At 38.7% G+C, this 17,893-nt stretch carries 19 protein-coding genes and 1 pseudogene; 5 read left to right on the top strand and 15 right to left on the bottom strand.

Features of this window, described 5'->3' with window-relative positions:
* Positions 1-16: 16 nt before the first annotated feature.
* Together RHS_RS06630 and uxuA are read right to left on the bottom strand one after the other, a co-directional pair.
* Positions 17-1,636, bottom strand: a complete 1,620-nt coding sequence (locus RHS_RS06630) for a dioxygenase (protein WP_047832769.1) — start codon at positions 1,634-1,636, stop codon at positions 17-19.
* 41 nt (positions 1,637-1,677) lie between these two features.
* On the bottom strand, positions 1,678-2,745 hold the full coding sequence (gene uxuA / locus RHS_RS06625) for a mannonate dehydratase (protein ID WP_044294394.1): 1,068 nt from the start codon (positions 2,743-2,745) through the stop codon (positions 1,678-1,680).
* A gap of 217 nt (positions 2,746-2,962) precedes the next feature.
* On the opposite strand from uxuA, the gene RHS_RS06620 reads away from it, so the two are divergent.
* Positions 2,963-3,847, top strand: a complete 885-nt coding sequence (locus tag RHS_RS06620) for an AraC family transcriptional regulator (protein WP_044294067.1) — start codon at positions 2,963-2,965, stop codon at positions 3,845-3,847.
* A 145-nt stretch (positions 3,848-3,992) separates the two neighbouring features.
* On the opposite strand, the gene RHS_RS06615 is transcribed toward RHS_RS06620, so the two are convergent.
* Positions 3,993-6,374 carry an HAD-IC family P-type ATPase gene (locus tag RHS_RS06615; protein ID WP_044294068.1) on the bottom strand — a complete coding sequence of 794 codons (2,382 nt, stop codon included), beginning with the start codon at positions 6,372-6,374 and terminating at the stop codon, positions 3,993-3,995.
* A 327-nt stretch (positions 6,375-6,701) separates the two neighbouring features.
* Here RHS_RS06615 and RHS_RS06610 point away from each other — a divergent pair, with 327 nt between their 5' ends.
* A complete protein-coding gene (locus tag RHS_RS06610; protein ID WP_044294069.1) occupies positions 6,702-7,709 on the top strand; it encodes a substrate-binding domain-containing protein in 1,008 nt (335 codons plus the stop codon).
* 136 nt (positions 7,710-7,845) lie between these two features.
* Here the strand turns inward: RHS_RS06610 and RHS_RS06605 are convergent, their stop codons facing one another.
* From RHS_RS06605 to RHS_RS06595, 3 genes are read right to left on the bottom strand one after another with little or no spacing between them, the layout of a single operon-like run.
* Positions 7,846-8,736, bottom strand: coding sequence for a PHP domain-containing protein (locus tag RHS_RS06605; protein ID WP_027294850.1), 891 nt, complete (start codon positions 8,734-8,736; stop codon positions 7,846-7,848).
* A gap of 1 nt (position 8,737) precedes the next feature.
* Positions 8,738-10,030 carry an MFS transporter gene (locus tag RHS_RS06600; protein ID WP_395021575.1) on the bottom strand — a complete coding sequence of 431 codons (1,293 nt, stop codon included), beginning with the start codon at positions 10,028-10,030 and terminating at the stop codon, positions 8,738-8,740.
* A gap of 1 nt (position 10,031) precedes the next feature.
* The gene (locus tag RHS_RS06595) at positions 10,032-11,066 is read right to left on the bottom strand and encodes an ROK family protein (protein ID WP_027294851.1); all 1,035 of its coding nucleotides are present in this window, start codon (positions 11,064-11,066) and stop codon (positions 10,032-10,034) included.
* 192 nt (positions 11,067-11,258) lie between these two features.
* Here RHS_RS06595 and RHS_RS06590 point away from each other — a divergent pair, with 192 nt between their 5' ends.
* Entirely contained in the window at positions 11,259-11,543 is a 285-nt protein-coding gene (locus tag RHS_RS06590) for a hypothetical protein (RefSeq protein WP_047832767.1), read from the top strand.
* Between the two features lie 733 nt (positions 11,544-12,276).
* Here RHS_RS06590 and RHS_RS06585 read toward each other — a convergent pair.
* The 8 genes from RHS_RS06585 to RHS_RS06555 form a co-directional block, all read right to left on the bottom strand.
* Positions 12,277-12,600, bottom strand: coding sequence for a hypothetical protein (locus tag RHS_RS06585; RefSeq protein ID WP_138001509.1), 324 nt, complete (start codon positions 12,598-12,600; stop codon positions 12,277-12,279).
* Between the two features lie 73 nt (positions 12,601-12,673).
* Positions 12,674-12,841, bottom strand: a complete 168-nt coding sequence (locus RHS_RS30375) for a hypothetical protein (RefSeq protein ID WP_161597252.1) — start codon at positions 12,839-12,841, stop codon at positions 12,674-12,676.
* Positions 12,842-13,168: 327 nt separating this feature from the next.
* Positions 13,169-13,657 (bottom strand): IS200/IS605 family transposase, encoded by a 489-nt coding sequence (tnpA, locus tag RHS_RS06580; RefSeq protein ID WP_047832686.1) that lies wholly within the window; start codon positions 13,655-13,657, stop codon positions 13,169-13,171.
* 326 nt (positions 13,658-13,983) lie between these two features.
* On the bottom strand, positions 13,984-14,349 hold the full coding sequence (locus tag RHS_RS06575; protein WP_047832685.1) for a hypothetical protein: 366 nt from the start codon (positions 14,347-14,349) through the stop codon (positions 13,984-13,986).
* A complete protein-coding gene (locus RHS_RS06570) occupies positions 14,322-14,549 on the bottom strand; it encodes a hypothetical protein (RefSeq protein ID WP_138001508.1) in 228 nt (75 codons plus the stop codon). Before RHS_RS06570 ends, RHS_RS06575 begins: the two co-directional genes overlap by 28 nt.
* Positions 14,550-14,633: 84 nt before the next feature.
* On the bottom strand, positions 14,634-14,975 hold the full coding sequence (locus RHS_RS06565) for an InlB B-repeat-containing protein (RefSeq protein WP_161597251.1): 342 nt from the start codon (positions 14,973-14,975) through the stop codon (positions 14,634-14,636).
* Positions 14,976-15,045: 70 nt separating this feature from the next.
* Positions 15,046-15,276, bottom strand: a complete 231-nt coding sequence (locus RHS_RS06560) for a hypothetical protein (RefSeq protein WP_047832682.1) — start codon at positions 15,274-15,276, stop codon at positions 15,046-15,048.
* Between the two features lie 426 nt (positions 15,277-15,702).
* The gene (locus RHS_RS06555; protein WP_047832681.1) at positions 15,703-15,912 is read right to left on the bottom strand and encodes a hypothetical protein; all 210 of its coding nucleotides are present in this window, start codon (positions 15,910-15,912) and stop codon (positions 15,703-15,705) included.
* Between the two features lie 13 nt (positions 15,913-15,925).
* Between RHS_RS06555 and RHS_RS30370 the strand changes: the two are divergent.
* Positions 15,926-16,188: pseudogene (locus RHS_RS30370) on the top strand (Cro/Cl family transcriptional regulator); the annotation flags it as partial.
* A complete protein-coding gene (locus RHS_RS06550; protein ID WP_047832680.1) occupies positions 16,145-16,639 on the top strand; it encodes a tyrosine-type recombinase/integrase in 495 nt (164 codons plus the stop codon). The pseudogene RHS_RS30370 and the gene RHS_RS06550, both read left to right, overlap by 44 nt.
* 505 nt (positions 16,640-17,144) lie before the next feature.
* Here the strand turns inward: RHS_RS06550 and RHS_RS06545 are convergent.
* Positions 17,145-17,792 (bottom strand): hypothetical protein, encoded by a 648-nt coding sequence (locus RHS_RS06545; RefSeq protein ID WP_047832679.1) that lies wholly within the window; start codon positions 17,790-17,792, stop codon positions 17,145-17,147.
* Positions 17,793-17,893: the final 101 nt, after the last annotated feature.

The raw sequence follows: 17,893 nt of genomic DNA, 5'->3' as shown, positions 1-17,893 counted from the left end.
ATTCTACAGGCATACTCTAACAGCCACTGGTTAAATTATTCAATAAGGTTCTGACAGCTCCCGGTCCTGCTGTCATTTTTTTTACGTAATCTTCTACAAGTCCCCCCATTCCCGCATCATAAATATTTACGCCAAAGATCTTCTCATTGGACAGAATCGGTTCTAATATCGAATGAATATCTGTTTCTTCCCCCAGCTTCAGATTCTTTATCTGAGGAAATAAAGTATCAAGCAGAGGATCCGGACTCAGCGTAAATACATTTCCGTTATCATCGACACCACAGAGATAACGTATCCAGCCGGCGAATACCAATGGTATCATTTTCAGATCCTTTACATTTAACTGATCGGACTTCCGATATGCTTTCACGGTTTCTCCAAAGCGGATTGCCAGCTTCTGGGAGGTATCCGTAGCAATTCTCTGAGGGGTATCCGGCATAAACGGATTTGGTATTCTTACATTCAGGACTTCATCAATAAACTTTTTCGGATCCAGAATCCCTGGATTTACCACTACAGGAAGCCCTTCCTGGTATCCGATGATTTCCACCAGTTTTTTTAAAGCGGGATCTTTCATTTCTTTGGAAATTAAATCGTATCCTAAGAGGCAGCCAAATACCGCAAGGGAAGTATGCAGTGGATTTAAACAGGTGCACACTTTCATTTTTTCTACTTTATCAACCGTCTCTCTGGAAGTAAAGATAATACCACCTTTTTGCAGATCTGGCCTTCCATTTGGAAACGCATCTTCTATCACCAGATATTCGCACTCTTCCGCATTGACAAAGGGAGCCACATAAGTATTTTTAGAAGTTACGATCGGGTCTTGCTGTTCTACACCATCTTTTTTGAGAATTTCCTTCACAGAGGGATCCGGTCTTGGCGTAATTTTATCAATCATCGTCCATGGAAAAGATACTTTTTCTTTATTTGTTACATAATCCAGAAACCCTTTTTTTACAGTGCCGTTTTCTTCCCAAGCTCTGGCGAAAGCTGCAACTGCGTCATATAATTTGCTCCCATTGTGGGAACAGTTATCCATACTTACCATGGCTACCGGCTTTTCTTTAGACAAATATCTTTCATACAAAAGTGCAGCAACTTTTCCAATATAACTTTCCGGTTTCTTTGGACCACGCTCCATATCCACACTTACGGACGGTAACTGCTCGCCTTTTCCATTTACCAGACAATAACCTTTTTCTGTAATGGTAAAGCTGACCATTTTCAGAGAATCTTTCTGAAAGATCTCTTTTAACCTATTGAAATCCCTGTCATTTTCACTGTCTGCAGTAAGGGATTCCACTACGCTTCCAACGACTGTTTTCTCCACGGTTCCATCTGCCTTTAAGGTAACCAGAATACTGTAGTCATCATGGGGTACATTCATCTTCTCCACAATTTCATAGTCATAACCTTCCGCAACAACCAATCCTCTGTCCAAAACGCCTTCATTCAAAAGATTCTGCACCACATTTGCCTGAAATGCCCGAAAGATATTACCTGCCCCAAAGTGTATCCAAAAAGGGTTTTCCATCGTTTTATTTTTCACCGTTTCCCGGTCAAATTCCGGCAGTTTATATCCCGCTTTCTCCCATGCTGCCCTATCCTGTAAACCATCTTTATTTAACTGCATCATGATTCCTCTCTTCTATATAATAATTTGTTTTTGATTGTTCATTTTTGACTTTTTACAATTGCTTCCCATAATCCATTTAAATAGGCGGCGCCTAATGCCCTGTCATATAATCCGTAACCCGGCATTGCAACCTCACCCCAGATCATACGACCATGATCCGGTCTGACCGGTCCCTCAAATCCGATCTCATACAAGGCCTTCATAATTTCGTACATATCAAAAGTGCCATCACTGGAAAGATGTGCCGCTTCCTCGAAATCCGTTGGGGAATTAAATTTCAGATTTCTGACATGTGCAAAATGGATCCGGCCTTTTAGGGAGCGAATCATATCCGGCAAGTCATTTTCCAGATTTGTACCATAAGACCCCGAACAGAAAGTCACACCATTATGAGAATTATCCACCATTTTCATCATTCTTAAAATATTTTCTTTATTGATAATGATTCTTGGAAGTCCAAATACGCTCCATGCCGGATCATCCGGGTGAATTGCCATATTAATGTCATATTTATCACAAACCGGCATAATTCTTTCTAAAAAATATTTCAGATTCTCAAACAGTTTTTCTGCATCTACTTCTTTATAAAGATCAAATAATTCTTTGATTTTTGACATTCTCTCCGGCTCCCAGCCTGGAAGGACGAATCCATTGGAATCAGAATCTATGGACGCAAACATATCTTCGGGATTCAATTTATCCACTGTCTCCTGATTATAAGCCAGAACAGTAGAACCATCCGGTCTCTTTCTTGCAAGCTCTGTTCTGGTCCAGTCAAATACCGGCATAAAGTTATAGCAGACCAGATGAATATCTGCCTGCCCCAATCGTTCAAGTGTGGTAATATAATGATCGATATATTGATCTCTGTCAGGAGTTCCAATCTTGATTGCATCATGAATATTTACACTTTCAATACCGGACACATGAAGCCCTGCTGCCTCTACTTCGTCCTTCATTGCCTGGATATCCTGTACGCTCCAGGCTTCTCCTGGAACGGAATCATACAAGGTAGTGATAACTCCTGTCACCCCCGGAATCTGCCTGATCTGCTCCAAAGTTACTGAATCATGCTTACTCCCATACCATCTCAATGTCATTTCCATAAAATCCACCATTTACCTTTCTTATTTAACTTATTCTCCCAACAAGTTACTCTCTTTTTGTTAATTCTAATTATACTTTTATTTTTAAAAATTCCAATTGGTATAGTTGTTGTATACATTGCAAAACTTGCTATAATGTATTATAGTAAAGTTCACACCAATACGCGAACTATATAGTATGGATTTTTCGGACATACTCCAAGAAAGAAGGATTCTTATGAAAAAAAACCTGCAGACAGCTTTCAGCACACGCCAGTATATGCGTTCCAAGGATTTCGAAATCTATTATTACAGTGATCTGGGACTATCCCCTGTGGAATCACACAGCCATGATTACTATGAATTTTATTTTTTTCTGGAAGGAAATGTGAGCATTTCCATAAACGGAACACCTCATCCTGTCAAGCCCGGTGACTTTTTATTGATACCTCCCGGCACAAAACACCATCCCTGTTTTCTGGATCAGGATAAGCCCTATAGGCGGTTCGTGCTCTGGATCAGCAAAGATTACTGCAGCCGGCTCACCAATGCCTCTACCGATTATATCTATCTGATGCAGTATACCGTTACGGCTAAACGCTATGTCTTCCATACGGAAGTAATCACCTTTAATGCGATTCAATCCATGATTTTCCGGCTTATAGAAGAAACGAGAAATGACCGTTTTGGAAAAGAATCTGAAATTTCCCTTCAGATAAATACCCTGATTCTCTACCTGAACAGACTGGTTTATGAACAGAACCACAAGAAAACCAATCCGGCCGAAAAATCCCTTTATCTGAATATATGTAATTATGTATCTGATCACCTGGAGGCAGACCTGTCACTGGAACATCTGGCACAAAAATTTTATGTAAGCAAATTTTATATTTCCCATACGTTTAAAGACAACATTGGCATATCCATCCATCAGTATATTACAAAAAAACGGCTGCATGCCTGTAAAGACGCCATCCTTGGCAGTACCCCCATCAGCAGGGTTTTTGAGCAGTATGGATTCAAAGATTATTCCAGTTTTTATCGGGCATTTAAAAAAGAATACGGGATCTCACCAAAAGATTATAAAGAAATGTATCAGCTTTCCGATGACCTTCATCAATAATCATGCATACGGCTGCGCATAACTCTTTACACCTTTACACCAAAATACGGCTGCAAAATCGCTTCCAGCAGGGCTTAAAACAAAGTCCAAATCTGGCTGATTCTGCAGCCGTATCCACTGTTTATAATTCTATATATATGGGAAATCAACTGATACCTGTATAATGCTTTCTTAACTTATCATCTATTTTTTTAGCTATCCTATCTTTAAGTACATAGCAGAAATTAACAAATCTTGCAAATCCACGTTCCAGTACCAGCGCCATACAGATCATCGGTATTACAAAGATCACTTCCCAGCGGAAGATATCATATATTCCCAACAGCCCCGGTGCAATCAGAATTCCTGCACAAAAAATAGCAACTACTCCAATACTCAGGACTCTTCTGAGCATATTCATTGGCTTACATACTCTAAATACCACAAGCATACTCACCATACCGCCAACCAGCAGATTAAATGTGGAGGTCATGGTTTCATTCATACCCCAGAATGGACTTAATGCCTGAATCGTACTCATAGTAAGAACCATCGTCAATGCAGCCGGCAGTGACACCCGAAGTACATGCTTTAAAAAACCGGTGGTAGTTACACCTTCTGTCTGCTCCAGCGTTAAGATAAAACTGGGGATTCCGATTGCCGTACTGCTGATCCAGGAGAGCTGAATCGGAATAAACGGATAAGAGCGCTGTAAAAATATAAATATGACGCATAAAATGACAGAATATATAGTCTTAGTCAGATACAGCGCACTTACCTTTTCAATGTTGGTAATAATCATACGGCCTTCCCGTACAATATTCTTCATCGATGCAAAATCCGAATCCAGCAGCACGATATGGGCAACCTGTTTTGCCGCATCACTTCCTGCCGCCATGGCAATACCACAGTCTGCATCTTTCAAAGCCAGAACATCATTGACACCATCTCCTACCATTCCCACAACCTTCTGGTTTGCCTGATAGGCTTTTACAATACTTTGTTTCTGTTCCGGGCGAACCCTGCCAAATACAGAAAACTTTGCAACTTCCTCACGAAGTTCTTCAAAGTCCTCCGGAAGCGTGGATGCATCCACATAATGCTCTCCGCCCTCCAGTCCGGCTTTCACGGCAATATTGGAAACTGTTATCGGATTATCGCCTGAGATAACCTTAATCTCTACCTGCTGCTCTTTAAAATATGCGAAAGTATCCTTTGCCGTAGAACGGATCTGATCAGTAATAACCACAAGCCCCACCGGGGTTACTCCTTCCACCGTTCCATCTTCCGACGATATTTTTTCACAGCCTGCAAGGAGCAGAACACGGTATCCCTGATTAGAATAACCATCCACCCGGACTTTTAATTCTTCGTCATCCCGGATTAAAAACTCAGGTGCTCCAAGTACAAATGCACCTTCCTGCTCAAACCTGATCGCTCTGTATTTACGTTCTGAAGAAAAAGGGATCTTCTCTTCCACTTTCCAGAGATTTGATTTCTTAAAACGCTGCATCAATGCATTCTGGGTAGCATTCACATCGTCAAAGGCGAATGCTATCTCATTCATAATATTCTCAACACGGATTTCCTGCGTATCACCCAGTGGCACTACTTCCACAACCTCCAGATTACCGGTTGTAATGGTACCTGTTTTATCCAGACAGAGTACATTTACCCTGGCAAGTGCTTCAATAGCTTCCATTTCCTGTACCAGCGCACGCTGCTTCGCCAGACGCCCTACCCCCAGGATGAAAGAAACACTGGTGAGCAATACCAGACCTTCCGGAATCATTCCAATAATACCGGCAACGGTACTGACCAGTGCGTTGGAAAAACTAATGTCATGAATGCTCTTCTGGGACCAGAATAATAATATTCCAACCGGAATAATCAAAATACCCAGAACTTTAATAATCCGTTTGATAGTACGCTGCATTTCCGACGTTGCACGTTTCTTGCTCTTGGCCTTTTTGGCAAGTTCTGTTGCATAATTTTCTTCCCCAACGTGTTCTACACGCCCGATCCCGCTGCCTGCAACCAGATAGCTGCCTGACATCAGAACATCTCCGGGTTTCTTCTTCACCGGCTTGGATTCTCCGGTAAGCATAGACTCATTTACTTCAATACCGTCAGATTCCAGTACAATACTATCTGAACATACCTGGTCTCCATTTTCCACAACCAGAATATCATCAATAACAACCTCATTTACCGGGATAATAATTTTAGCACCACTGCGGATTACCTTTGCTTTGGATGCCGTTATTACCGACAGTTTATCAATCAATTTCTTTACTTTAAATTCCTGGGCAATACCAATAACCGAGTTAATGATAATAACTCCCATAAAAGTAATATTCTTAAATTGCCCCGATATCAGTACCAATACGCCTAAAAACAAGTTCAAAAAGTTAAAATATGTCAGCGTATGGGTTTTCACAATTTCCTTTTTCGATTTGGAAATATTCGTATCTACCGTATTGACCTCACCCAGGTTAATACGTTTTTGTACCTCATCATCGTTCAGTCCCGTATAGTTGTTCGTCATCTACCCATCCCTTTATCCATCGTCTCTGGTATAGTATATGTCATTCCTGTACCAAGCGCCGCTGCACTTTCGCACACGGAATAAAACTTTTACTTAATTATACTCTGGAGAAATTGCAAAGTCAATAAATGGTAATATTATTATTTCTTTAATAATAGGAAGAAAATATAAAATATATCAAAACAGGACGATCAATCATAGCCGTAAACCTCAGAAAATCACATATTTAGATAGTTTTTTATCTGTCATACTATACAAATTCTGATTATTATTATATCATAAAAGCTGATGTGCGCAATTATAACCACTATAAAGGAGTGTTTAAATATGAGACATAAAAAAAATCACAGAAAATTCTTCACCTTCTTATCCGCAAGCGCCCTATTTCTACTTGTTCCAGGCTGTTCCGATCCTGGAACAGCGGGTGTCACCAAATCCGTAATACAGGAAATCACACCTGCAAGCCCAAATGGTATTAACGTGGGGTGGTCTGTCTATACACTGGAAAATGATTTTTTCAAACGTATGGATAAAAGTTTAAAAGAAGATGCCGGTAATCTCGGCATCACACTGCTTACCCATAACCAGAACAACGATCCGGACGAAATGCTGCGGGGCTGTAAGAGTCTGATCGCACAAGACATCGATGCGTTGGTAGTGTCTCCCTGTTATCCGGGGTATATGGAGGAAATTGTAGACCTGGCACACGAGAAAGACATACCGATTGTCATTGTAGATATTGGGGATGGCGGTTCAGACAAAGATGCCCTTATTGTATCTGACTGTACTGCCGGAGGGGAAGCCGTGGCAGAGTATGCCTTAAGTTTATTAAAAGATGCCCCATCCCATAAAAAAGAAATGGCTGTGCTGAAATGTGAATCCTCTGCCGTTTATGCCAATCGCCGCGGGGATGCCTTTATTTCAAAGGTGACGGATGCCGGATATGAGATCTCGGCAGTAGAGTACGCGAATTCCGATGAAAATATTGCATATACAAAAACTAAGAAAATGATTTTATATCATCCGGATATTACCGTTCTTTTTGCCGAAAATGACCCAATGGCGCTGGGTGCTTCCCGCGCTCTAAAGGAAGCCGGTAAAGAGGATGTACTTGTTTTTGGCTTTGACGGAAGCCAGCAGGCGGTCAATGCCATTGTAGAAGGCGAGATGTCCGGAACCATGCTGCAGGATTCAGAAAAAATGGGCAGACTTGGTTTAGAAACAGCGCTTCAATTGTTAAATAAAGAAATACCGGCATATGATGAACCGGACAATAAGGTAATTTATACAGGTGGTTATCTGATTGGTAAAGATGGAGAAATGGTAAATAAATAATAAAAATAGAGCTGCATAACAGAAACCATCCGGTTAATTACCAGACGGTTTCTGTTATGTAGCTTCAGCCAATTTTAAACGAATGATAAATCCTATCATTTAGAGATTTAATTAGGGATTTACGCTAAACCCTAACCTACGAGCGGATCTCCATCATCCTTTGACGGATAATGTCTGAGATATTTTCATCTGCACCATGTCCATTCAGACGAATTGAAGGTTTTGTTTTCCCATGAAAATCACTTCCACAAGTAATCAGTAATCCGTTTTCTTGTGCTATCTCATTAAAATAAGTTATTTCCATTCTGCAGTGGTAAGAAGAATATGCTTCTATGCCGTCAATATCAGTCTTCATAATCTGCTGCAGGAAAGCGTAGTCACCCTGCAGATTCTGTCCGGGGTGCGCCAGAACTGCGATTCCGCCTGCTTCATGAATCAGAGCAATGCCCTCTTCCATCGAAATATATTCTATGGGCACATATGCCGGTTTACCCTGGGAAAAATAATCCCAGTAAAAATTTACATATGGGTTATCACAGCGCCTTCCTCCTGGCAGGTATGGTGAAAGTACTTTATAATTCTTCGCATCTTCTTTTGTAAGTAAAATTTCTGCAATCAGTTCCCCGGTTACAATGCCATCACCAGAAGCTTGTAATACTTCCTCTGTATGAAGAGGAATTCCAGTTTCATTTCTAATGAGCTCAATTTTCTGCTCAGCAGCATTTTGCTCCTGCTTCAAAATACCCTTCTCAATTTCTGAAAATACAGGTTTGGTGTAATCAAAATGATAACCCAGCAGATGAAAATTCCGTCCCTTATAAGCACAGTCTAACTCCACACCTGATATCACATGAATTCCCATTTGTCCTGCAAGTGCCAAAGCCTCCGGTATGCCTCTCACGGTATTGTGATCGGTAATTGACATATACTTGATTTGGGATTGTTTACACAAATCCATAATTTCAGGAATAGAAAACTCTCCATCATCACTGCAGCTGGAATGGATATGCAAATCTATTTTTGCCATGTCAGCACCCTCCTTCTAAAGTTAATTTACTACCTCTGCTCTTAAAACCCAGCACCAGAATCTGCAATATTATAATTGCCACAGTGGATACTACATATAAAAGCCGGATATTTCCAAATTGTATTGCACCTTTAACCCAACTGCTGGATTCCAAAAGATGTTTCACGGCTCCTCCGATGACAGGTCCCAGGATAAACGCCAGCCCAACTGCAGCACTAAAGAAATTGTCAAACAGAATCCGCCCGTTTCTTGGCATCAGTTCGTAGCGGCGATTGAATACCAAGACCATAAAACCGGCATTGGCAACTGACGCAAATAAAAACGCTGCTGGAATAAAAATGTATAAATTGTGTGAATTTGACAACGCAAGAAAAAGTGTCTCACCTATAAAAAACCATATGGAAGCCGTGAGTGCAAACTGATGCCCTCTTTTATCACTGATCTTCCCCCAAATCCCCAGCAAAAAGATCTGTGGTAAAGAAATCAGCATCTGCATGGCGGTTGTCGCAATATAGGAAAGTTTTAGATAACGCATCATATATACAACTGTAAAACTGTCAGCTATGGAAAGCATGAGATAAAACAAAAATATATACACAACAAAAACCAGAAACCGCCGGCTTTTCATTGGTACCCTTATCATATCCGGGAAGCTGCTCTTCTTACCCATAGGTTTATGCTGTTCAACATCAGGAATGCGAAACAAAACAGCAATTTCTATAACAGCCATGAATAGAGCTGCGGAAAACAAAATAAAAAATCCAATATATCTGCCCGATACCGCATCCATTAGTCGTCCGCCTGCCAGCGACAAAATAACAGTTACCATTAATACCAAGGTCTGACGTCCTGCAATATACCGCCCGCTCTTTTTTTCATCCACAAAAGTTACCATCCAGTTATTTAATACAACGGTTGTTTGGGCCTGTAAAGTAAACGCAATAACCATCATCGGTATAAAGACTACAATCTGCAGGCCTGCCGGAATTAATAGCGGAATCAAAACTATAAGCAGCGTTGCAAGTTTTGAAAATACCGTTAATCCGATCGTTATCTTCTTGAAACTGCGAAACCGCTCAATCAGGGAAGAGAAAAGGAGGATTGATATTCCGCAGATATTGCTAATCATACTGATATAGCTTACCAGTAAGTCGCTTGCTCCCATATACATAGCCAGACCACTCAAAAAAACTCCGCTGGTCAGGAATGTAAAAGATGTTCCGAAAACCACTTGTGTATTAAATGATCTTCGACCTGTTGGAATAGCCGGTCCGCATTCTATCATATGGTTCATTTTACCCCCTTACAAGCATAACATCCGCAAAAATCTGTTCAGCAGTTAAGTAAGCCATTCCTTCAAAATAATCATGCCATATATCTTCTGCATAAAGTATTTCAGCAGACATTTTATCCGGCAGTGTGCTGTCAAAATAGTTATTAATCATAGACAGACAGTCTTTGCGGAAATCATTTCCCCCCAAAGCAATATACTGCGGATTCAATATACAGCAAATTCCTGCAATTAATTTTGCAATAATACGTGCATAATGATCATCTTCCAAAGGTGATGACAACAGATCATCCAGCGTTCTGGTTTCATCCACGGGAAATAATCCCAACTCTCCTACGAAGTTATTCCAGCCCCGCAAAACCCTTCCTTCCGAAAGAAATCCCGCACTTAGGCAGTCATTATCAAAATGTACATATGCCATGTTTATATTTTCACAGCTCTCTTCCGGATATTCTTTTAAATAGCAGCGTCCAAATCCCAGAGTAATAGCATTCAAGTCATTTTCTAAAATGACCGGTATTCCATATCGTTCGTGGATTGCCTCACCTATTGGATGATCCTCCAGTTGTCCTTCCGGATTCTTTCTCTGGTATTCCATACCATTGACAATTCCAGGAACACCGATACCAATAGACTTAATTTCTATCTTCGTTACAAGTTCATCCAGGAAATCGCATATGGATGCTGCCACATTTTCATTTGCCGCAAATACTCCGCTCTCCTGAATCTCACCACAGATATTAACGGTTAGATAACGGATGCTGTCACCATCCAGACACAGTCCTACTCCAAAAAATCTGTTCTTATTCAACTCATAGCGAACTGCTTTTCTTCCGCCTATGGATTCATCGTAACCGGCATCAACAATTTCATTATTCATCAGCATTTCTGTCAGAAGTGTGCGTACGGTAGTCACACTGATTTTTGTTGCTGCCACGATCTCCGCCCTCGTCGCCGAGCCTTTTTCCTTAATCGCCTTGCGTACAACCGAAAGATTGACTTGTTTCAATGCATGAGGCTTCCCTAATATATCTTTCATGTTAGCTGTTACTCCTGTCTGTATTCTTTTGTAATATACTTATATAAGTTTCTAACAAAAGTATATACCTGGTTATTAATTATGTCAAGTCTTTGTGTATTGATTTTTAGATTGAACTTTACATACTCGGTTAGAGTTGATTTTGAACTAATTAGCATTTATAATAAAACTAAAATCAGGAAGGATCGCACAATGAAGAAACTTATTCATATCATATGCTGTGTAATACTGCTGTTCATAGTTGGCATTATTGGATTCTTTATTGGTAAAAATACACATGCACCAGTTGACGGTACTACATTTTATGCCACTATTGAGGAAATCAGGGATAACTATTTAATGGTTAGTGGTTTGAAAATTAACGACATAAACAGCCGGGGAGAATTCTTTTTTACTATAGATGATAAAACGCAATGGAGACATACAGAAATTACGTTAACAGATTTAAAAGTCGGTAATATGGTATGCATTACATAATTTCGGGGAATAAAAAGAGTGCGAGACGGGACTCGATACATAAATAAAAATCCACGGAAACGCCTGAAAGAAAGGAGATTCAGGGGATATTAAGTTTTCTTGACAGCAGTTTAGAGAGATTATTATCAAGTGTAATTTTCTCATTTCTATATCTTACTTTAAACATCTTAAGACCCATGATCCGTTTTCCCCACAATACATATATTATCGAGTTTAAAATTATAATCTTGAATATATTATGATTATCATTTTAACAATCTAAATTAATTTCATAGATTAACCCGATAAAAAATTCATCATAATCAACATCAAATATCACTTTAATAATGCCAAATCTCTTGCTTATATTCTTACGACACTGTTCTATATATCCATAATGAGACACCGACATTAAACGACCCTTTCAATTCCTGTTCACGAACTACATCCGCTTGAGACATTATTTTACTTTCTCTAACTCTCCGAATATTTGCACCTAATTGTGAATCTGTAAGAATTTTCTGCATAGCCAATCTCCTTATATAACAGACAGTTCCACCTAGTGTTGCAACAAAATTCAATATTTACCTTTGCTTTTTGTGCAAAAGAGTCATACATGATTCACTCTGAAAAAAACTCCTTGACACAGCCAAGAAAGGTATATCCATCCAGGTATGGTCTTGGCGGGTTAGCAGCATTCCCGCCATTTATAACATAATGCAAGTTACCTATATATTATGACTCTTCATTAAAGTTATTCATTTATCAAAAATAATATATTATTATATCTAATACTATTTTTTATTTCTGTAGTATTTGTTAATCTTATAATATAGTTGCATTTAGGATAGTGCCATCCATCTTGCGAAATTATAGTCTCTTCAACCGTAATATTTTTTGCACCAATAAGTATTGTTACAAATTCAGCAAACAAACCAAGTATATCTTTATGATTCTTGTCTCTTAATGTACCCTCATAAACAACATTGCCATAAGTATCACTTGAAACAATGTTTTCTTTTGCATAATCATCAATAAACATAAATACTTCATTAAATGTAAATTTACGATTTGGCATGGGTGTCTCATCCGTAATAAATATTGATGTTTGATGTCCATAAAAACTAATATTAAAGCTTTCTAAATTACCATTAAAAAAAATACATTTTATCATTTCCTGAATAAAAGCTTTTTTTATCACCTGTTGAAAGTTTTATTACTACTTCAGTCTTCTCTCTAATAGGCTGAAGCAAATATTTTTCTATTTCTTCAGTCGTGAAATTCATGCAATAATCATCTTTATTATAAAAATTATTCATTATAATCTCCTTTCTAACACTGATGCTTGCGGCACAGATAGCGTAAGAAATAAGGGTATGCGCCTACCACCTATCGTTTTGGTTTATAAAGAATCTATACTGTAAAAAACGGTGAAGCCGTTATATTGCTTAGAAAGCTTTGTTTACCCGTCAAACTAGCCGCAATGTACTTACCATAAAAACGTTTTCCACTCTTTAATCAGTACCACCGGCTTAGCCGGTGGTTTGTTTTCCGCCCTATAAGGGCTCGTTTCCGGTACTGGAGTCTAAAGACTCATCGAAAGGTTCGCCAGCCGCAACGTCAGTTACCTGCTAAGCCCCTTGGGCTTATTTCTTTTTGCTTTTGTTTACTGGCTCACCCGTAAACGGGTCAATATACTCCTTCAAAGACATTTGATCATATTCCAAATCTTCCTTTAGTTGATTCCGAATATACTCCTCTATTTTTTTTGTCATTTTTTTTGCATTTTTTCCTACTGTATCTACATAGTATCCTCTGCACCAAAAGTGTCTATTTCCATACTTATATTTGAGATTAGCATGTCTCTCATATATCATTAAGGTACTTTTTCCCTTTAAATACCCTACAAAATCTGACACACTTATCTTTGGCGGTATTTCTACTAACATATGAACATGATCTGGACAGATTTCTGCCTCCACAATATGCACTTCTTTGCGCTTGCATAACATACTTAAGATATTTGCAATATCCTTTTTCAACTCGCCATATATAATTTTTCTTCTATATTTCGGTGCAAAAACTATATGGTACTTACAATTCCACTTTGTGTGTGCTAAACTATTATTGTCCATTTGGACTACCTCCTTTGATTTATAAAACGGTTGGCGAACCTATTTTTATTATATCATTGGAGGTTTTTTACACAACGCTAAAGCTATTCCAACCACCCGCAGAGCAGGTGGTTTATTTGTTCTCCAAAGTTCCGTTTTTCGGATCAACGAAAAACTCCTCAATGGAGAACAGGGCCATGCCCTAACAATAATGATCCAACCATTTCAAACAATGGTTGGATCATTGTCCATCTCGATCAACTTGGCATCAACTGGTTATCAGGGTTTCTTTAGGTAAGTCTTTTTTACTAGTGTTTTATTTTTCAGTCAATTTTAAAATTTAAATACTACTGAAATAGTGTACCTGGCATAAAACTTGATCTCGGATATTTTGTTTGACATCTCTTGCATACAGGAATAATTTGCCCTGTTCTTGGCCTTATAGCAGGTGTCATTATAATATCATCTATACCGCCCAACTGTAATACGACAATATCTTCTACACAAATTATTCCGTGATTTTCCGAAGTCTTATTGATACCGAATGCTACCTTTTTACTTTTTCTATTATAACCCGCTGCTACAGTTGTAACATCTTGTCTATCATCACTACTCCAAGTTGCTATCTCTGCAAGTGGTGCATCCCTCGCATCAATAGCTTTTTGTTTTAAAACAGCCTCAGAATCTACATCCCCTTTCCCAGCATCGTCCACCCCAGCCTCAATATTTCTCCCGCAGCATCCATTCCGGCAAAGTTCCTGAATACCGTCTTGATGTCTTCCCATAACCCTTTTATATCATCCCAATAGTAAATGATGGTAGCAACCAAAGCCGTTGCTGTCAATACGTCTAAAATGATTCCATCAAATGGGTTTATAATTGCTGCTCCCAATGCAGCAAACCCATTTTTCACTGCAACCGGCACTCCTAGTGCCATTAAGGCATTGGTAAGATCCGTCAGACTCCCTGCATTTTGTATCCCGCTAGTTAGCTGATACTACGCAGTGATATCTACTGCCATAGAACGCGTCCCCGGATTTATATTCACATAACTTTTATCCCAGCCTGCAAAGCTGTATCCTTTTACTCCCGGTACCGGTGGCGGAGTTGCATTCCCCCCTACTGCAACTTCCTCCGTCTTTATAACTTCTCCTCTACACCAGAAGCGGACTGTGTACGTTGTCTCTGTTTCCTCAATTTTATCATACTTGGCATATACATTCTGAGATGATTGAATTCCCGTTATATGTCCAGACCATTCCCGGATTGTATACCCTGCATTTATCGGCAATTTGGGTGGGTGGGCTTCTTCTCCCGCAGGTACATACTCCGTCTTCAACCACTGCCAAGAAGGATTCCCTGTTATTTTACCATAAAATGATACCGGATAGGTTGTATAATTTCCTTGCTTATATAATGCTTGTATCTGTTTCTGGTGATTTTTTCCCGCTATCCCCGGATGAATCACTCACATCTTCCTGGATTTGTTTTACCTCATCCTTACCAGATACTGTTTCCTTCCCCCGTATCCCGGCATCAGCCAAAACCGTACATGGCTGTAAAAATATCATTACAACCACCATAAGCAACGCTGTCCATCTTTTCCATTTTCCACATAATAACTTATTTTTCATATTCATGACCGTCTCTCCAATTCGACAATTTCTTTAAATATTACCATATATTCAGGGCATAATCTTGCATCATGTATTAAAGAGTTTTTTTATGTCATAAAAAAAGATTACGGTTATAGACTAAGAAGAAAAACAGAAAAATTACAAGATTTCTTTTATTTCTTTAGAATTATATAACATGCGTAGCTCTTGCAGAATCTCATCTTATGAAGACAAAAAACAGTCTTTCAATAGGGTTAATTCAGGCGGATCAAAACCTTCCCACTTTTTTCTTCTATCTTCTTAAACTGTATTGCCACCTCTGTATTCTGAATAAGATCCACCATTAGTTTCATTTCTTTATCTTCCGGCTGCAGATGGCTGCCATATGCTTCCCTCGCCTTGATAAAATAACTTTTGCCCTCTCTGGTGATCCCCTAAGTTCAGCCACCCTTAGACTTCCGTATAACCCGCCAAGGATGACACAAAATCCGTTATTTGACCTGCTTGCTTCTCAAGACCGGAAACAATGGCATCTGCTTTCCAGCGTTCACCGTTCATGATATAAGCCACCGCCTGATTTGCCTTTTGTACAAATGAGTCATGATTCTCAGGAAGCTGATACCGTTCCCTAATCTTTATAACTGCATACGTACATGTCATAACCCTTGTCTATCCGGATGCACCGCTTTTTCTCCTAATCGATTATGTCAGAGTACGCTTACGTACAACGGACATCCGGCATGTCGTAGAAGATCTGCTGCAAATAGGGTTAAAGTTTATGTGACATGAAGACTTTGGATTATATACTACTCCGAGCATTATTACCAGGGTGATATATTCATTATGGTTTGGCCGGATGAAGAAAAGGGTGTCCTCTTAGAACTCAAAGGGAATGAATGCCGCCAGTTTGAAAGTTATCTGCTGGAACAAGGACGTGACATCTCAGAGTCGTAGGGGGCTTACGCTAACCGATCCAATAGTAAAAGCTGTAGAACGTAGCTTGCAATGGAAAAATGAGATGCAGACAAAGTATACCGGTTTTGGAAACAATGACTTCTTATTCGTAAACGAAGACGGGAACCCAATAAAACCAGATACTTACTCAAAAGTGTTTAGAACTATTTTGAAGCGCCTCAATGATAAGATGGAGAAACACTTAGATGCTCACGGCAAACTCCCAAATGTCGGCGCTGTGCTTCCACGGATAGCTTTGTATGACTGTCGGCACAGCTTTGCAACAAACAATTTGAGTAATGATGAGCGGCACGAAGTAATTGCACAGATAAAGGGGAATAGTGTTAAGACTCTCTTGTCCAGGTATGCGTATGTGGATACCAAAATGACAAGTAAGACATTAGAATATTATTCTAAACATGTTGCAATGTAATAACATAATATAACAGAAAAAACGAATGACGTTAACCGTTTTCGTAAACTAAAAAAATGCAGGCTTGAGACTCGTACTCACAAACCCGCATAAACACTAATAAAACTAAGAGCGCGAAACGGGACTCGAATAAATCAGTAGTTCTCAAACACTGATAGAAAGGGGCGTTTTGCCACATCTTTTTTTAGGACTCACGAGCGTACTCATGCTAAAAAATAAGTTGTAAAATATCAAAAATGCGAGGAAGGACATATTCCCGCCTCGCATATGTACTTGTTAAAAATGTTAAATATATTATGAAGGTTTACAGTTTACACTACCAAAAAACCCGATTCCTAACGCTTTTCCCTGCTCTTAACCGCTGTGTATTACACCTTTAAATGCCATATAAGCAAATATCAAAAATGCGAAAACTAATATTAATAAAACAAGTATAGTAATTAACCATTTATTCCCCCTTTTAAGAACTAAACTCAGCCTGAGACCCTTTGTGGCATATCAAACCCTAATTTAGCAATATAGAATCCATCATGTCCTCTATAGATTCATTCTTTATCTTAAAATCAAATTGAACGTAAATCATATCGTTATTCACTTTGAAAAATAGTTCGTTCATACGATCTCCTTGCTGAACAACATTACCTTTCTCATCAACCGTAAAATAAACAGACAATCTACCTTGGTTTTTGTTTAAACCTTCATAAAAAATGATATCTTTTTGCACTCCTTTTTCAATCAACTCTTCCCCAATTTCATTTACATAAATCGGATTATGAAACTCATCAAAAATCAAATTCATGTTCCTTGTCTTTAAATCCAATATTTGCTTTTCATACAATTTATTATCATCTTTTAATTTAGAGATTACCAGTGTATTATATTCATTTTTATACACTTTTTGAAATCCAGCCTCCATTTCTATGTTGACCATTTCTGCATATTCTACATTTAATATATTTATTTTATTTAATAAATCGTTTTCTATCTTTTTGGGTTTACTATGTACACTTTCATTTAAAATCAAATCAATTCTTTTAAAATTGGTCTCATATTCCTGATAATTTATTTTTTGTGTAAAAAAACGCAATATTACCAATATCACTATCACTATAAATGCTATAACTGAAAGAATATGTTTATAATTAATTTTCATATTATTCTTTCTCCCCAATTTTTTTTATTAATATTGAAATTCCTCCTGAATGATCTCAGAAGGAATTTTTTTTAAACTTATTTTATACTTTCATTTCTAAA

The sequence above is a fragment of the Robinsoniella sp. RHS genome, assembly GCF_001029355.1.
Classification (GTDB): domain Bacteria; phylum Bacillota; class Clostridia; order Lachnospirales; family Lachnospiraceae; genus Robinsoniella; species Robinsoniella peoriensis.
Note: the sequence above shows the minus strand (reverse complement) of the source record. Positions and strands in the feature narration are given on the sequence as shown.

Excerpts from the sequence above, each read along its gene's own strand:
- RHS_RS06630 (WP_047832769.1), bottom strand. The coding sequence starts at position 1,636 with ATGCAGTTAAATAAAGATGGTTTACAGGATAGGGCAGCATGGGAGAAA.
- uxuA (WP_044294394.1), bottom strand. The coding sequence starts at position 2,745 with ATGGAAATGACATTGAGATGGTATGGGAGTAAGCATGATTCAGTAACT.
- RHS_RS06620 (WP_044294067.1), top strand. The coding sequence starts at position 2,963 with ATGAAAAAAAACCTGCAGACAGCTTTCAGCACACGCCAGTATATGCGT.
- RHS_RS06615 (WP_044294068.1), bottom strand. The coding sequence starts at position 6,374 with ATGACGAACAACTATACGGGACTGAACGATGATGAGGTACAAAAACGT.
- RHS_RS06610 (WP_044294069.1), top strand. The coding sequence starts at position 6,702 with ATGAGACATAAAAAAAATCACAGAAAATTCTTCACCTTCTTATCCGCA.
- RHS_RS06605 (WP_027294850.1), bottom strand. The coding sequence starts at position 8,736 with ATGGCAAAAATAGATTTGCATATCCATTCCAGCTGCAGTGATGATGGA.
- RHS_RS06600 (WP_395021575.1), bottom strand. The coding sequence starts at position 10,030 with ATGAACCATATGATAGAATGCGGACCGGCTATTCCAACAGGTCGAAGA.
- RHS_RS06595 (WP_027294851.1), bottom strand. The coding sequence starts at position 11,066 with ATGAAAGATATATTAGGGAAGCCTCATGCATTGAAACAAGTCAATCTT.
- RHS_RS06590 (WP_047832767.1), top strand. The coding sequence starts at position 11,259 with ATGAAGAAACTTATTCATATCATATGCTGTGTAATACTGCTGTTCATA.
- RHS_RS06585 (WP_138001509.1), bottom strand. The coding sequence starts at position 12,600 with ATGCCAAATCGTAAATTTACATTTAATGAAGTATTTATGTTTATTGAT.
- RHS_RS30375 (WP_161597252.1), bottom strand. The coding sequence starts at position 12,841 with ATGAATAATTTTTATAATAAAGATGATTATTGCATGAATTTCACGACT.
- tnpA (WP_047832686.1), bottom strand. The coding sequence starts at position 13,657 with ATGGACAATAATAGTTTAGCACACACAAAGTGGAATTGTAAGTACCAT.
- RHS_RS06560 (WP_047832682.1), bottom strand. The coding sequence starts at position 15,276 with ATGAATATGAAAAATAAGTTATTATGTGGAAAATGGAAAAGATGGACA.
- RHS_RS06555 (WP_047832681.1), bottom strand. The coding sequence starts at position 15,912 with ATGACATGTACGTATGCAGTTATAAAGATTAGGGAACGGTATCAGCTT.
- RHS_RS06550 (WP_047832680.1), top strand. The coding sequence starts at position 16,145 with ATGAATGCCGCCAGTTTGAAAGTTATCTGCTGGAACAAGGACGTGACA.
- RHS_RS06545 (WP_047832679.1), bottom strand. The coding sequence starts at position 17,792 with ATGAAAATTAATTATAAACATATTCTTTCAGTTATAGCATTTATAGTG.